General features: G+C 66.6%; 17 protein-coding genes and 1 riboswitch. Of the genes, 5 read left to right on the plus strand and 12 right to left on the minus strand.

Translation table 11 applies throughout. The annotated features are described in order from the left end of the window. Window positions 1–50: 50 nt before the first annotated feature. A complete protein-coding gene (locus tag AC0B44_RS09395; protein ID WP_471902703.1) occupies window positions 51–929 on the minus strand; it encodes an SDR family oxidoreductase in 879 nt (292 codons plus the stop codon). A 146-nt stretch (window positions 930–1075) separates the two neighbouring features. On the opposite strand from AC0B44_RS09395, the gene AC0B44_RS09400 reads away from it, so the two are divergent. Further along, entirely contained in the window at window positions 1076–1261 is a 186-nt protein-coding gene (locus AC0B44_RS09400; RefSeq protein ID WP_471902630.1) for a hypothetical protein, read from the plus strand. A 39-nt stretch (window positions 1262–1300) separates the two neighbouring features. On the opposite strand, the gene AC0B44_RS09405 is transcribed toward AC0B44_RS09400, so the two are convergent. Then, window positions 1301–2104 carry an SDR family NAD(P)-dependent oxidoreductase gene (locus AC0B44_RS09405; protein ID WP_471902631.1) on the minus strand — a complete coding sequence of 268 codons (804 nt, stop codon included), beginning with the start codon at window positions 2102–2104 and terminating at the stop codon, window positions 1301–1303. A gap of 183 nt (window positions 2105–2287) precedes the next feature. On the opposite strand from AC0B44_RS09405, the gene AC0B44_RS09410 reads away from it, so the two are divergent. After that, window positions 2288–3163, plus strand: a complete 876-nt coding sequence (locus AC0B44_RS09410; RefSeq protein WP_471902632.1) for a class II glutamine amidotransferase — start codon at window positions 2288–2290, stop codon at window positions 3161–3163. A gap of 54 nt (window positions 3164–3217) precedes the next feature. On the opposite strand, the gene AC0B44_RS09415 is transcribed toward AC0B44_RS09410, so the two are convergent. Continuing rightward, window positions 3218–3676, minus strand: a complete 459-nt coding sequence (locus AC0B44_RS09415) for a MarR family winged helix-turn-helix transcriptional regulator (RefSeq protein ID WP_471902633.1) — start codon at window positions 3674–3676, stop codon at window positions 3218–3220. A 69-nt stretch (window positions 3677–3745) separates the two neighbouring features. On the opposite strand from AC0B44_RS09415, the gene AC0B44_RS09420 reads away from it, so the two are divergent. Then, entirely contained in the window at window positions 3746–4330 is a 585-nt protein-coding gene (locus AC0B44_RS09420) for a maleylpyruvate isomerase family mycothiol-dependent enzyme (protein WP_471902634.1), read from the plus strand. On the opposite strand, the gene AC0B44_RS09425 is transcribed toward AC0B44_RS09420, so the two are convergent. The 3 genes from AC0B44_RS09425 to AC0B44_RS09435 form a co-directional block, all read right to left on the minus strand. Beyond that, window positions 4311–4898 carry a TetR/AcrR family transcriptional regulator gene (locus AC0B44_RS09425; protein WP_471902635.1) on the minus strand — a complete coding sequence of 196 codons (588 nt, stop codon included), beginning with the start codon at window positions 4896–4898 and terminating at the stop codon, window positions 4311–4313. The genes AC0B44_RS09420 and AC0B44_RS09425 overlap by 20 nt on opposite strands. Continuing rightward, a complete protein-coding gene (locus AC0B44_RS09430) occupies window positions 4895–6346 on the minus strand; it encodes an MFS transporter (protein ID WP_471902636.1) in 1452 nt (483 codons plus the stop codon). Before AC0B44_RS09430 ends, AC0B44_RS09425 begins: the two co-directional genes overlap by 4 nt. 123 nt (window positions 6347–6469) lie before the next feature. Continuing rightward, entirely contained in the window at window positions 6470–6958 is a 489-nt protein-coding gene (locus tag AC0B44_RS09435; protein WP_471902637.1) for a winged helix-turn-helix transcriptional regulator, read from the minus strand. Between the two features lie 121 nt (window positions 6959–7079). Between AC0B44_RS09435 and AC0B44_RS09440 the strand changes: the two genes are divergently transcribed. Continuing rightward, entirely contained in the window at window positions 7080–7520 is a 441-nt protein-coding gene (locus AC0B44_RS09440) for an SRPBCC family protein (protein WP_471902638.1), read from the plus strand. Between the two features lie 385 nt (window positions 7521–7905). Here AC0B44_RS09440 and AC0B44_RS09445 read toward each other — a convergent pair whose 3' ends face one another. From AC0B44_RS09445 to AC0B44_RS09455, 3 genes are read right to left on the minus strand one after another with little or no spacing between them, the layout of a single operon-like run. Then, window positions 7906–8649, minus strand: coding sequence for a cobalt-precorrin-6A reductase (locus AC0B44_RS09445; protein WP_471902639.1), 744 nt, complete (start codon window positions 8647–8649; stop codon window positions 7906–7908). Then, a complete protein-coding gene (locus AC0B44_RS09450) occupies window positions 8646–10145 on the minus strand; it encodes a cobyric acid synthase (protein ID WP_471902640.1) in 1500 nt (499 codons plus the stop codon). The genes AC0B44_RS09445 and AC0B44_RS09450 overlap by 4 nt, the downstream gene beginning before the upstream one ends. Then, window positions 10142–10267, minus strand: a complete 126-nt coding sequence (locus tag AC0B44_RS09455; protein WP_471902641.1) for a hypothetical protein — start codon at window positions 10265–10267, stop codon at window positions 10142–10144. The genes AC0B44_RS09450 and AC0B44_RS09455 overlap by 4 nt, the downstream gene beginning before the upstream one ends. A 58-nt stretch (window positions 10268–10325) precedes the next feature. Further along, window positions 10326–10444, minus strand: a riboswitch (cobalamin riboswitch). Between the two features lie 44 nt (window positions 10445–10488). Here AC0B44_RS09455 and AC0B44_RS09460 point away from each other — a divergent pair. Then, the gene (locus AC0B44_RS09460; protein ID WP_471902642.1) at window positions 10489–11034 is read left to right on the plus strand and encodes a histidine phosphatase family protein; all 546 of its coding nucleotides are present in this window, start codon (window positions 10489–10491) and stop codon (window positions 11032–11034) included. 4 nt (window positions 11035–11038) lie between these two features. On the opposite strand, the gene AC0B44_RS09465 is transcribed toward AC0B44_RS09460, so the two are convergent. The 3 genes from AC0B44_RS09465 to AC0B44_RS09475 form a co-directional block, all read right to left on the minus strand. Further along, a complete protein-coding gene (locus tag AC0B44_RS09465; RefSeq protein ID WP_471902643.1) occupies window positions 11039–11968 on the minus strand; it encodes a cation diffusion facilitator family transporter in 930 nt (309 codons plus the stop codon). 75 nt (window positions 11969–12043) lie between these two features. Beyond that, entirely contained in the window at window positions 12044–13186 is a 1143-nt protein-coding gene (locus AC0B44_RS09470) for an FUSC family protein (RefSeq protein WP_471902644.1), read from the minus strand. After that, window positions 13173–13589, minus strand: coding sequence for a DUF3151 domain-containing protein (locus tag AC0B44_RS09475; RefSeq protein ID WP_471902645.1), 417 nt, complete (start codon window positions 13587–13589; stop codon window positions 13173–13175). The genes AC0B44_RS09470 and AC0B44_RS09475 overlap by 14 nt, the downstream gene beginning before the upstream one ends.

Here is a 13589-nt window from a genome sequence, read left to right on the forward strand (position 1 = left end):
GTCTCACCGAACAGGAGGCGAGGTACCCCGGCACGCCGGGGTACCTCTTCTCAGGTGAACGGCACCCCTCCGGTAACCGCGATGGTCTCGCCCGTGATGTAACTCGAGTCCTGCGAGGCGAGGAAGACGTATGCGGGAGCCAGTTCCGCGGGCTGTCCCGGACGGCCCAGCGGAACATCCTTGCCGAACTGCGCGTAAGCGCCCTTCGGCATGGTCGCCGGAATCAGCGGTGTCCAGATGGGACCGGGCGCAACAGCATTGACCCGAATTCCCTTGCTCGCGACATCCGACGCGAGACCTTTGGTGAAGTCGACGATGCCGGCTTTCGTGGTGGCGTAGTCGAGCAGGCCGGGCGAGGGATTGACGGCCTGAATCGATGTGGTGTTGACGATCGTCGATCCCGGATCCATCTCTGCCACAGCGTATTTCGACAACCAGAACAGTGCGTACAGGTTCGTCTTCATCACCCGGTCGAACTGCTCCGTGGTGATGTCCGCGATCCCCCCGGGCACCAGGTGCTGGTATGCGGCATTGTTGACGAGGATGTCGATCCCGCCGAACTCGGAGACGGTCGTCTCGACAAGTCGGCGGCAGAAGCCTTCTTCCCGGATGTCCCCTGGTACAGCCACGGAGCGCCGCCCCGCTGCTTCGATGAGGTCGGCGGTGTCCCGGCCGTCCTGAGCCTCTTCAGGGAGATGACAGAAAACGACGTCCGCGCCTTCTCGCGCGAAGGCGAGAGCTACGGCGCGCCCGATACCCGAGTCCCCGCCGGTGATCAATGCGCGGCGGCCGAGCAGTTTTCCGGCACCCCGGTAGCTCTGTTCACCGTGGTCGGGAGCAGCCACGAGTTCGTCGGTGGCGCCGGGGTAACCGACCTCGGGCTGTTGCTCGAGCGGGGGAATCGGGTGTAGTTCTCCGGGATGCTGCATCCGGTTCGGGTCCTGGTCGGACACGGTTGCCTCCGTCCGTCGTCGGGCTCTTGTCTTCGATACCCGGCACGGCCGTGTTCCACACCGGCGATTGAGCACCACCGATGTGGGTACCCGTCGCGAACATCCCGACGAAGGAGCATGCAGTGGCCGACCACAAGGACCCCGAAACCACGTCGACCGAACACGGCAGTGACGACGCGGCGCCAGACGTCGTGTCCGATCCCGCGCGCTCCACGGAGGGCGAGTCGACGGAGTGGACCACCGAGGGTGGGGCTACGCCTGCGGGTCCGGCCACGGAGACCGAAAAATCCGGCAAGGAAGAGTCCTAGGACCGGCACTCCGGGGACCGGCCCGCCGCGACCACTGGGTCAGTGATCGACGAGCGACGCCATTCTTTTCGCCACCATTTCGATCGTGCGGCGCGGCATCAGCCGGGACAGCAAGTCGATCATCGTCGCGTCCTTGCCGATGCACACGCGGAATGTGCCCTTTTCGATGGCATCGGCGATGCGCAGCGCCGCCGCGGCGGACGTGGTGATCTTTGCGGCCTCCGAATCGGTGTCGCGGCCGGGGATGGCCGCACCCGAGTTCTCGGCGATGCCGGTACGGACCGCGCCCGGAAAGACCAGAGTCACTGCCACATTCGTGGTGCGAAGCTCGGCATACAACCCCTCCGTCAGGAGCTTGACCGCAGCTTTGCTGGCCCCGTACACGGACTGCCCCGGAACCGGTGCGAGACCTCCCATGCTCGACACGTTGAGCACGCTTGCCTCGGGGCGTTCCAGCAGCGCGGGGAGGAACGCATTGCAGGTGTGCACGACACCCCAGTAGTTCACGTCCATCACCTTGGCCATCTCGTCGTAGGACAGTTCGGCGAAGGGCACGAAGTGCTGGATGATTCCGGCGACATTGGCGATCCCGTCCACCTGCCCGTGGGCGGCGGTGACCTCGCCGACGAGCGCTTCGACGGCGTTCCGGTCCGACACGTCCACCGTGTGCGTGGTCAGCCGGTCGCCGGCCGCGGGTGCGAGGACCCGGGTGCCGTCGAGGCCCTCGCTGCGAAGATCGACCGCCGCGACTCGCGCCCCGCGCACCAGAAGCTCGAGGACGACGTCTCGTCCGATTCCGTTGCCGCCACCGGTGACGACGAATACCTTGTCGCGTATACGCATTTGCTCCCCTTCGTTTCTCTCACGGTAGCCCCGATCCCGAAGTCCCGTCGGGCTGCGAGGCGCGGTTCCGGACGCGCGGTCCTACGTCGGCACCCCCGGTTTTTCGGCGTGGAACGAGCCCGGGAGCGCTCTCGTCGTGGTCATACTGGGTGAGGATCCTGCCTCGAGGGAGAGGACGACGGCATGTGCCGACTGTTCGGGATGTCCGCAGCGCCGCACCGCGTGCACGCCACTTTCTGGCTCATCGACGCCGAGGACAGTCTGGCCCAGCAGAGTCGCCGAATGCCCGACGGAACCGGTCTCGGTAGCTTCACGGACGACGACACACCGCTGGTCGAGAAACAACCGATCGCCGCCTACGAAGACCGGCAGTTCGCCCTCGAAGCCAAGGAACGGGTGTCCCGGACGTTCGTCGCCCACGTCCGGTATGCGACGACCGGCGGGACAGTTCCGGCCAATACTCATCCGTTCGAGCAGAACGGCCGGCTGTTCGCTCACAACGGGGTGATCGAAGACCTGCCGGTGTTGGAGGCCGAACTCGGCGACTACCGGCAACTCGTGCACGGTGACACCGATTCGGAACGGTACTTCGCGCTGATCACCCGGCACATCGACGAACACGACGGTGATGTCGGCGCGGGGATCGCCTCGGCGGTCGGATGGATGGCGGACCGGCTGCGGATCCTGTCGCTGAACTTCGTGCTGGTCAGCGCAGAGGAGATGTGGGCGTTCCGGTATCCCGACACCCACGACCTGCTGGTTCTGCAGCGGCAGTCGGGCGGCCCGAGCGGAGGTCGTCATCTCGAGCACGCGAGTGCCGCCGGGACCGTGCGCGCCCGGTCGGGCGACCTGTCGTCCGCACCCGCGGTCGTGGTCGCCACCGAGCGGATGGACGAGGACCCCGGGTGGGAATCGCTGGCGTCGGGAGAACTCCTGCACGTCGGCCCCCATCAGGAGGTGTCTCGAACGATGATCGCCGAGCAGGAACCGCGGCACCGTTTGACGCTCGCGGATCTGACGGGCCGCGCCAGGGCCGCCCAGTCGCCGAGCGCACCCTGACAGCACCTGCACGTGGTTCGTCGCGGCGGTCGGTTCGTCGCGGCGGTCGGTGCGTCACCGCCCTCGGAGGTCGGTGATCTCCCGGAGGTCCGTCAGGATTTCGCGTAGTCGGGCTGTGCGGTCTTCGCCGAGGTGGGTTTTCCATTCCTCCTCGACGTCGGCGACCGCGCGCGACGCGACGACGACGGCACGGTGTCCCCGTTCGGCGATCCGGACGAGTTTGGCCCGGGCATCCCGCGGGTCGGGCACCCGCGTGACATAACCCGCCCGTTCGAGTCCGTCCACGAGAAATCCGGCGGTCTGCTTGGTGATCTGCGCTGCGACCGCCAACTCGGTGATGCGTGAGCCCTCGGGTTGCAGGCGCTGGAACACGCGCGCCTGGGCCAGGGAGAGATCGTCGAAGCCCCCGTCCCGAAGAGCAGCGAGGACGCGGTTCTCGAGCGCCCGGTACGGAATGAAGAGCAGCAGTCCCAGATTGTCGGCGGGTGCTCTCCCGGCTTTCTTTTCGTTCATGGAACCCCTTGACGCACCATTACGGCAGACGCACAATAGTATGAGAATCTTACCAATTCGAGGTGTGTCATGGACGCCGAACAATCTTGGAACGTCATCGCCGACGAACGCCGCGCAACCGCGGATATGCTCGCAACACTCACCGAAGAACAATGGAGAACATCGTCTCTCGCCGACGGGTGGCGCATCCGGGATGTCGCGGCACATCTCGCCCTGGCACCGCAACCGCCTTCCGTTCCCACGATGTTCCGAGAAGGAATCCGTGCGCGGGGCAGTTTCGATCGGATGAATCACGACCTGGCGGTGCGTTACGCCGAGAACCGCACAAACGCTCAGCTCGTGACGGAACTACGCGAGCATGCCGACTCGCACCGACTGCCCGCATTCACCGATCACCGGAACACCCTCGTCGATGTCCTGGTACACGAACAGGACATCGCGATACCACTCGGCATCGATCACCCGATGCCCGTCGGCGCGGCACGTGCCGGCGCCGACCACGTCTGGTCGATGGGCTTCCCGTTCCATGCGAAGCGAAAGCTGAAGGGCTATCGGCTCGTTGCCACCGATGTGGATTGGGCGGTGGGGTCGGGCGAAGAAGTGCTCGAGCCCATCTCGTCGTTACTGCTGCGGCTCACCGGACGGAGTCGATGACTTCCTGGACGAGTGCACCGTAGGTCTCGATGAGTTCTTCGCTGCCCATCACATCCGCGGTGAGCACCTCGAAGGTGCGCAGTCCGTTGGCAAGTCCGAGCAGAAGCGTCACGATGAGCCGCGACCGCACCAGCCCCTCCGAATGCTCGCCGATCGTCTTCGCGATCCGCGGCACGACGCGCGCTACCAGTTCTCGACGGGCGACCTCCGGATCCGGTGCTTCCTGAACGAGAGACGTTGCCACTGCCCAGAATTCGTAGTCCCCGGAGTCGCGTCGCTCGACGAGGGCACGCACCATACTGCAGCCGAGCGATTCGTCCGGATGTGCGAGATCCCCGAGGCCCGGCGTGTCCGGCGCAGCAGCCTGGAACAGTTCGGCCTTGCTGCCGGTCAGCTTCATCACGAGCGCCGGTGAGACGCCCGAAGCTTGGGCAACATCTCTGATCGTGGTTCCACTGAAACCACGTTCCGCGAACAAGGTTCTGGCGGTATCGAGGATGACCTCACGGGTGCTTCGTTCACCGGTGCCGGATCCCGGGCGGGGAACTCCGATGTGCCCGGAAGTCATGATCCGGCCGAGGTCGGCACAGGCTCCACCGGTGTGGGGCGCGCGGATCGCTGCTTCGGAAGGAACACAGCAGCCAGCGTAGCCAAGAACGTCGAGCCACCGGCGATCACGAACATCGCCACAATGGCACCGTGCGAGGGGAAGGACCGTCCCGCCAGTTCGACGGTGAGCCCGGTCAGCAGCGCGGCGACCACCGCACTCATACCCGACGATCCGATCGTCCGGAGCAGACTGTTGAGACCGTTGGCTGCGGCCGTCTCCGTCAGAGGAACCGCCGCCATGATCAGCGCCGGCATTGTCGCGTAGGCCATGGCGTTGCCGATGCTGACCAGGACGGAACCGACGATGATCAGAAACACCGTGTCGTCGAACGCGATACGGAATGCGTAGGACGCCGTCATGACGAGAGTCGCGGTGACAAGGGTGGCGCGCCCACCGAACCGGGTGGTCATCCTCGCCGACAGCGGCGAGAAGATCAGCATCGCGATACCTCCCGGCACCATACACAGCCCGGCCGCTGCCGCACTGAGCCCGAATCCGAAGCCGGTAATCTCGGGAAGTTGCAACTGCTGGGTCGTCGACAGCGTGTTCGCGTAGGCCGCGAACCCGACGAACAACCCGGCGATGTTGGTCAGCAGCACGGGGCGATACATGGAAACCCGGAGGTCGACCATCGGTGCGGGAACGCGCAATTCGTGCGGTACCCAGAGAGCCAGAACGGCAACAGCGACGACGAGACTCGCGGCGGTCTGCGGGCTCGACCACCCCCAGGCCGGGCCCTTGGAGATCCCGAGCAGAAATGCTGTCAGCGCCGCAGAGAGCAGGATCGCGCCGACGATGTCGAAGCGTTTGCGGGTACCGGTGGCCGACGCAGGGACGACGAAAAGGATTCCGAGCAGGAGCAGGCAACCGCTGGTTGCCGACACCCAGAAGACCGACGCCCAGCCGAAGGCGTCGTACAGTACGCCCGCCGCAGGAAGTCCCAGTGCGCCACCGATTCCCATCGTCGAACTCGTCAGCGCGACCGCGCCGGCAACCTTCTCACGCGGAAGCACATCGCGGAGCACGGCCATCGCGACAGGAATCAACGCGGACGAGAATCCCTGCAGGGCACGGCCGATGAGCACGGCGAGATAGCTCCCGCCGAGCGCGGCGATCAAGGATCCCACGACCATCATCGACAGTGCCAGCACCATCATTCGCCGCTTGCCGTACATGTCGGCCAGCCGGGAGACGATCGGTGTGGCCACGGCGCCGGTCAGCAGAGTGATGGTGACCAGCCAGGTCGCGTCGCCACCGGAGACGTCGAGAAGTTCCGGAAAGTCGGGCAACAACGGGATGACCAGTGTGGTCTGGAGTGCCGCAACGAGTCCCGCCAGGCTCAGCAGCGCTGTGATCGTGCCGCTCGACGCAGGTTTCCTCCGCCGCTCTGTCTCCACGCCGTCCATCCGTCTCCTTCCACCGGGGTGAACATTGTTCACCCCGGTGAGTGAACGGTGTTCACCCCTCGGATGTCAAACCGTGCGGGTGCAACCGTGCAGAAGTGCCGAGAAGCCGCGAGGACGCGACCTTCAGGCAGTGCGCCGCGGTCTGCGATTCGCGAGATACTCCGCGGGCATACCGCCGCCGGGCCGGACCGCGACGTCGCCTGGGCCGATGCGGCCGCATTCGTCGCAGACGAGTTCCTGATGAACCTCCGCGCCACACGCGTTGTGGCGGTACAGGATCGGCGGCTCACCCGGACTCGCCCACCGGTCTCCCCATTCCGTGAGCGCGATCAGCGCGGGAGCGAGGTCGCGACCTTTGGCAGTCAGCAGGTATTCGTACTGTTCCGGATTCTCGGAGTACAGCCGGCGCTCCATGAGTCCGGCATCGAGGAGGGTATCGAGGCGGGATTTGAGAACGTTCGGCGCGATCCCGAGGTTGTGCTGATGGTCGGTGAACCGCGTGACGCCGGCGAACAGCGCATCGCGAACGATGAGAAGACTCCAGCGTTCACCCACGATTTCGAGGGCGCGCGCTATCGAACAGACCTGGGTGTCGTATGTCCTGCCGAGCATGCCGAAAGTCTACTCAGGGGGATTGCATCATGATAGTTCCGTGCGTACCGTGACTTGCATCACGCAAGTTCGCTGGCCCGGCCGGGCAAATCATCCGACCGGCACAACAGGAGGAGCGATCATGGACGGCGATTTCACACTGACCTTTTCGACGGACCGCACACCCGAGCAGGTATTCGCGGCAATCAACGACGTACGGGGTTGGTGGCCGGGTGAGACCGAGGGTACGACCGACCGACTCGGCGCCGAATTCACCCACAGCGTGGCAGATGCCCACTACTCGAAGTTCGGAATCACCGAACTGACTCCGGCGTACAAGGTGGCCTGGCTCGTCCTCGACAGTCACCTTTCGTTCGTCGACAGCACAGACGAGTGGACGGGAACCACCGTCGACTTCGATATCACGGAGGAAAACGGCGGCACCCGAGTGCAATTCACGCACGCAGGCTTGGTTCCCCGTTTCGAGTGCTACGACGCGTGCTCGCAAGGGTGGACCAAGCACATCCTCGGCGACCTGCAGAACCGTGTGGCTGCCGGTTCCGAACCGTCACGCCCCCTCTGAACCGACGGCAGGCAGCGCGCCGCATGCCAGGAGCAAGATCATGCATTGCCCGTTGTGGCGCGCCTCACACTCGAGGAGAGCGAACGTCTATCACGGGGTCGTCGAGGATCGCGGGACCCTGGGCGACGGCCCGGCACCCGCCTCGGCGGATATCGCGAGAACCGCGCGTCTCGCAGCACGGGTAGGTGCGGGAGCACTCGTCTCGACCGTTGCACCGTCCGTCGCCGTGCGGGTCGCGGTGCGCAGACGTCGTTGACGGTCGCGGCCGGAACTCGTCCCACAGGACGTTCCGGGCAGCGGCATTTCGCAGCGGTGCACGCCACGGCAACAGGCCCACACACTCGACGGGAGCCACGCCGCGGAAGGGGAAGAAAAGTCCGGGAACTCAGATCCGAGAGACCGCCGGTTCGAGGACCCAAGCGACCGCGTCGCCCACGGTCGCCACGGTGCGCACGCCGGGCGGCCCCACGGGCCGGTTCACCATGATCACCCGCGCGCCGAGGTCAGCAGCTGCGTCGAGCTTCGCTCGCGTGAGATCGCCCCCGGAATCCTTGGTGACCAGCGTATCCACGTCGTATTCCCGCATCAGCGTGCGTTCACTGTCGAAGGTGTAGGGGCCGCGGGCGTGCACCACCGTCCAGCCGGGAGGGAACTCGCCGTCGAGCGGGTCGACGATCCGCGCCACCACCCGATGCTTCCCGAGCGGTTCGACGAAACGATCGAGCGTCTGACGGCCCGTACTCAGAAAGACACCGGATCCACCTGCCGCGACTCGAGCGGCCTCGTCGTGGCAGGCCACCCGGATCCATCCACCGGTGTTGTCGGTCCATCCCGGACGCTGCAAGCGCACCAACGGGATTCTCGCTGCGCGGCAGGCTTCGGCCGCGTTGGCGCTGATGCCCTCCGCGAAAGGATGGGTCGCGTCGACGACCGCGTCGACACCGCGGGTGCGCAGGTACGCTTCGAGCCCGGAGGCCCCGCCGAACCCGCCGATACGCACTGCTCCGACCGGCAGGCGCGGGTTGCGCACTCGCCCGGCGAGCGAGGACACGACATCGACTCCGTTGTCGCACAACAGTTGTGCGAGTGCACGCGCCTCGCCGGTGCCGCCGAGGACCAGCACGGTCATGCCAATGCTCCCGTCAGGGTCGGCAGCGTGGGGCGGTCCCCCATCATCGAGAGCAGCACGTCGACGTCGATGTGCTCATCGATCATGTCGGCGAGGAGGTCGAGCCGCGCCTCGCGTTGTGCGGCGAAATTCACTGTGCCGGTGTTAACCTCGCGGCCGGCCGCGCAGGCAACCTCCCGTAACCACGCCGCGCGCAGTGCGTCGCCCTCCATGGTGCCGTGCCACATGGTGCCGAACACGTTGCCTCGCCGGGCACCACCGAGGAACTCGTCGTCGCCACCGGCACAGATGCGTCCGTGATGGATCTCGTAGCCTGTCGCCTCTGCTCCGAGCGCCGAGCCGGCCGGTAGCCGCAGCACTTTACGGCGGCCGAATTCCGTGCTCGCAGCGAGTAGTCCGAGTCCTCGGGCCCGCGCACCCGGCGTTCCTTCGATGCCGTGCGGGTCGACGATGTCATCGCCCAGCATCTGGAATCCCCCACAGATGCCCAGGACCGAGCCGCCCCGCTGCGCATGGTCCACGATGGCCCTGCCGAGGCCACGCGCACGCAGCCAGGCAAGATCGGCGAGTGTCGCGCGAGTACCGGGCACGATCACGACGTCCGCGCCCGCGAGCGTGCGCGGATCGTCGACGAACCGCACTCGTACATCCGGTTCGAGGCACAAGGCGTCGACATCGGTGAAATTACTGATGCGCGGCAACATCACGACAGCGATGGTGAGCGCACCGTCGCCGGGGTGGCTCGGACGCGATGTCAATGCGAGGGAATCTTCGGAGTCCAGCCACAGATCGCGCTGCCACGGCAGCACCCCGAGCACCGGGCGCCCGGTCAGCGCCGACAACGAGTCCAGGCCCGGTTTCAGCAGAGCGGCATCGCCGCGGAACTTATTGATCACGAAGCCGCGTACCAGCTGCTGATCGGCGGCATCGAGGAGCGCGAGCGTGCCGTACATCGACGCGAAGACCCCACCGCGGTCGATGTCACCGACGAGAATCGTCGGAAGTGAGCCGTGTTGCGCCAGACCCATATTGACGTAATCGTGCGCACGGAGATTGATCTCGGCGGCACTGCCCGCACCCTCGCACACGACCACGTCGAACCTGGCGCGGAGGTCGTCCAGTGCCGAGAATGCCGCATCGGCGAGGTGTTGACGGCCACCAGCGAATTCACCGGCTTCGAGAGTCCCCGCCGGTTGTCCCAGCACCACTACGTGGCTGCGACGGTCGCTGCCGGGTTTGAGGAGTACCGGATTCATGGCCGGTTCCGGAGTCGCGCGGGCGGCGATCGCCTGAACCCATTGCGCGCGGCCGATTTCGGCACCCGCACCGGTGTCGGGATCGATCGTCACCATGGAGTTGTTGGACATGTTCTGCGCTTTGTACGGCGCGACCGTCAGACCGCGCCGCGACAGTGCCCGGCAGATCCCGGCGGTGACCACCGACTTTCCGGCGTCCGAGGTGGTCCCGGCCACCAGCAGGCCGTACGCCGTGCTCACCACGCCGTGACCACGAGGCGGCGCGGCGCGCGCTCGGTCAGGAACGTGAAAACCCGTCCGAGTGCCGTCCGGAGCGTGACCACGATGATCGCGGTGACCGCACGAGAACGCGAGTTCAACATGTCACCCGGGCATGGGTAAGAACAACCACGGCAACCTCCTGGGATTTCGCGTCCCATCCGAAAGCCATGCGCCGAGGGAGTTTTCTGGCTTCCGAAAGAGGTAATGCTCTCGGTTACAGTGGCGCGACCGCTCCGGTATCCCACCGGATTGCCTACACCTCGGCACATGCGTACCGGGGTACCTTGGCATCACCGACACATCCTGTCAAGAGTGCGCGAGAATGGCTCTCGTGCCCCGCCTGTTTCTGATCTCCCATGCGTCCACCGAGGCGCAACGCGTCGTTGCCTTTCCCAGCGACGCGCCCGTCTCCGACCGAGGACGACGGGAACTGACGAGGTCAACTGCGCCGGTCACCGACCGCGCACTCACTGCGCCGGAACTACGGACAATCGAAACGGCGGCAGCACTGGGCCTGTCCGCAGCCGTGGAACCACTACTACGCGACCTGGATTTCGGGCGGTGGACCGGCAGGACGATGGACGAGGTCTCCGAATCGGGTCTCGCTGTATGGCTCGGCGATCCGGAATCCGCCCCGCACGGAGGAGAGTCCATCCACGACCTGATCGTGCGTGTCGGCACCTGGCTCACGTCACTCATGGATTCACCGGAACGCATCGTCGCGGTGACGCACGCCGCTGTGGTGCGGGCAGCGACGCTGTGCGCGCTCGGTGCGCCCGCGTCGGCGTTCTGGCGCGTCGATGTCCGTCCCCTCGCTGTAACCCGCCTCGACGGGAGGGACGGTCGCTGGAACCTGCGGTTGGGATGAATCGCTACCAGGTCACGTCCTGCTCACAGCGCCGGCCGTCGACCGTTCCCTCGACCTGCACGGTCGCGTGCTCGAGGCCGTGCGACGACAAGGTGGTGCGCGCCGAATCGAGGATCCACTGGGGATCGTGGTCGCTCACGAGGTGCACGGTCGCGACGTCCATGCCGGTCGTCAGCGTCCACACATGCAGGTCGTGCACTCCGCACACCCCCGGCAGCGCCGCGAGATCCAGGCGCAGCGCCTCGACATCGAGGTGGGCGGGCGACGCCTGGGTGAGAATCCGCAGCGACGCGGCCGCGAGACGCAGCGCGCGGGGGACGACCCACACGGAGATCAGGACACCGACGACGACGTCGGCGAGGGTCCAGCCGAAGGCTAGGACCATAATTCCCGCGACGAGGACGCCGACGCTGCCGACCGTATCGGCGAGCACCTCCGTGTAGGCACCACGCACGGCGAGGCTGCCCTCGGCGTCGGGGCGCAGCATGATCATCACGACGATGTTCGCGACGAGGCCCGCGACCGCCGTGACGATCATGGGCATGCCCGGCAGTTCGGGTGAGTCGCCGATTCGGCTGATCGCCTCGTAGAAGACCCAGCCCGCGACACCGAGAAGCAGGACCGCATTGGCCATCGCGGTGAGCACCTCGGCGCGATGCCATCCGAAGGTGCGCGCGGCAGCGGCGCTTCCACGGCGCGCGAGGATCAGTGCGACCAGCCCCATCGCCACTCCCACCACGTCGGTGAGCATGTGGCCCGCGTCGGCGAGCAGCGCGAGGGAACCTATCCACACCCCCACCCCCGCCTCGACCACGAGGAAGACCAGCAGGATGCCCAGCGCGACGGCCATCCGCTTGATGACTCCAGGGGACGGCCCGGCGCTACCACCGTGTCCGTGGCCAACGCCGTGCGAATGTCCGTGACCGGAACCCATGGCCCTCCTTCCGGGGTCCCGGCCATCGTATGCATGAATGCGCATGTATTCAACGGCTACGACCACCGACGTGGGTCAGGACTCCGGTTCGTAGGCGGGCCGGTCGACCGTCGGCGGAAGGGTCGCAATCGCCGAGATCCGTTTCAGCCCGGCGACCTGCAACAAGTCCACGACCAGCGACCGCATCTGCGCGAACACGACCGTCGCCGATACGCCCGCGCCCTCGACGAGATCGGGGCTCAGCTTCTTCGCGACGTGGCGCAGTACGCGCGCGGCCTCGGCCCGGTCGGGTTGCTCCCCCGGGTCCGAAAGCGCCATCTCACGGAGCACGTCGACGGCATCGGCAAGTTCCTCGAATCGGGAGACGAGCCGCGAGTCGAGGATTTCGTCGTCCCGGACCAGGGTGAGCGACCGCCGGGTGAGCACGCGGACGTTTCGCATCGCGTTGTCGATCGGATCGGCTGCCGCCGCCAGCACCGCGAGGCGTGAGCGGCTGTTCCAGTACAGCGGGGAGATCCGGCTGATCTCCCGGCCACCCTTGAGGTGCGTGCGCATGGCGTCGATCGCCGGCTGGGTCGCGCGGGCCTCGCGCAGTGCCTCTTCGATCGGTTTCGGGTTGTTCTCGACCAACCCGGCCTCGACCTTGCGCAGGACATCCGCGGCAGTGCCGAGGATCTCCGCGGCGTTGCGGCGCGCGCGCCGAACCGGGTGCGTCGGAACCAACGCGACGACGGCGATCCCCACGAGTCCGCCGACCAACGCGTCGACCATCCGGTCGAAACCGCCGGTCTCGCCGGGTGGAAGGAGGGTCGCGACCAGCACCGCGGAGTTGCCGGCCTGGATCGCGAAGATCGGGCCGCTGTTGAGCGCCACCGCGGTGGCCATCGCGAGTGCCACGACGAGCGCGATCTGCCACGGCCCGGATCCGATGAGCGAGACGATCAGATCGCCGACACCGATTCCGACGGTGACGCCGCACACCAGTTCGACGCTGCGGCGCAGCCGTGCGCCGAGCGAGAGGCCGAGCGACACCACCGCCGCGATCGGAGCGAAGAACGGTGTGGCGTGGTGGATGACGTCTCTGGCCACCCACCACGCGATGCCCGCGGCGAGCGCGCACTGCACGATCGGCAGCGCGGACGAACGCAGGCGTCGCCCGGACCCCTTCAGGCGCTCCCGCACGTCCCCGCGGGCGGGAAAGCGCCTACTCGACGCCAAGTGCTTCCGCCGCGCGGGGGTCGCAATCCTCCAGAAGGTCGAGGCAACGCGCGTGCTCGTCTACCTCACCGATGTTCTTGGCGGCCGTGGCGAGAGCGGCGACGCAGCGCAGGAAGCCGCGGTTCGGTTCGTGGCTGTAGGGGACGGGACCGAAACCCTTCCATCCGTTCCGGCGAAGCTGGTCGAGACCACGGTGATAACCGGTGCGGGCGTAGGCGTAGGCGGCGATGGTGTCGCCACGCTCGTGCGCAGCTTCCGCGAGGTAGGCCCAGGCGATCGAGGCGGTGGGGTGCTCGGCCGCGACCTTCGCCGGGTCCTCTCCGTTGAGCAGAGCCGACTCCGCTTCGTCGTCGCCGGGAAGGAGGGTGGGCTGGGGTCCGAGAAGATCACCGAATGACGTCAT

The sequence above is a fragment of the Rhodococcus sp. NPDC019050 genome (assembly GCF_055664235.1).

Bases quoted from the DNA above. Each gene is read 5' to 3' on its own strand.
- AC0B44_RS09395 (WP_471902703.1), bottom strand. From the start codon at position 929: ATGCAGCATCCCGGAGAACTACACCCGATTCCCCCGCTCGAGCAACAG.
- AC0B44_RS09405 (WP_471902631.1), bottom strand. From the start codon at position 2,104: ATGCGTATACGCGACAAGGTATTCGTCGTCACCGGTGGCGGCAACGGA.
- AC0B44_RS09410 (WP_471902632.1), top strand. From the start codon at position 2,288: ATGTGCCGACTGTTCGGGATGTCCGCAGCGCCGCACCGCGTGCACGCC.
- AC0B44_RS09415 (WP_471902633.1), bottom strand. From the start codon at position 3,676: ATGAACGAAAAGAAAGCCGGGAGAGCACCCGCCGACAATCTGGGACTG.
- AC0B44_RS09420 (WP_471902634.1), top strand. From the start codon at position 3,746: ATGGACGCCGAACAATCTTGGAACGTCATCGCCGACGAACGCCGCGCA.
- AC0B44_RS09425 (WP_471902635.1), bottom strand. From the start codon at position 4,898: ATGACTTCCGGGCACATCGGAGTTCCCCGCCCGGGATCCGGCACCGGT.
- AC0B44_RS09430 (WP_471902636.1), bottom strand. From the start codon at position 6,346: ATGGACGGCGTGGAGACAGAGCGGCGGAGGAAACCTGCGTCGAGCGGC.
- AC0B44_RS09435 (WP_471902637.1), bottom strand. From the start codon at position 6,958: ATGCTCGGCAGGACATACGACACCCAGGTCTGTTCGATAGCGCGCGCC.
- AC0B44_RS09440 (WP_471902638.1), top strand. From the start codon at position 7,080: ATGGACGGCGATTTCACACTGACCTTTTCGACGGACCGCACACCCGAG.
- AC0B44_RS09445 (WP_471902639.1), bottom strand. From the start codon at position 8,649: ATGACCGTGCTGGTCCTCGGCGGCACCGGCGAGGCGCGTGCACTCGCA.
- AC0B44_RS09455 (WP_471902641.1), bottom strand. From the start codon at position 10,267: ATGTTGAACTCGCGTTCTCGTGCGGTCACCGCGATCATCGTGGTCACG.
- AC0B44_RS09460 (WP_471902642.1), top strand. From the start codon at position 10,489: ATGGCTCTCGTGCCCCGCCTGTTTCTGATCTCCCATGCGTCCACCGAG.
- AC0B44_RS09465 (WP_471902643.1), bottom strand. From the start codon at position 11,968: ATGGGTTCCGGTCACGGACATTCGCACGGCGTTGGCCACGGACACGGT.
- AC0B44_RS09475 (WP_471902645.1), bottom strand. From the start codon at position 13,589: ATGACGTCATTCGGTGATCTTCTCGGACCCCAGCCCACCCTCCTTCCC.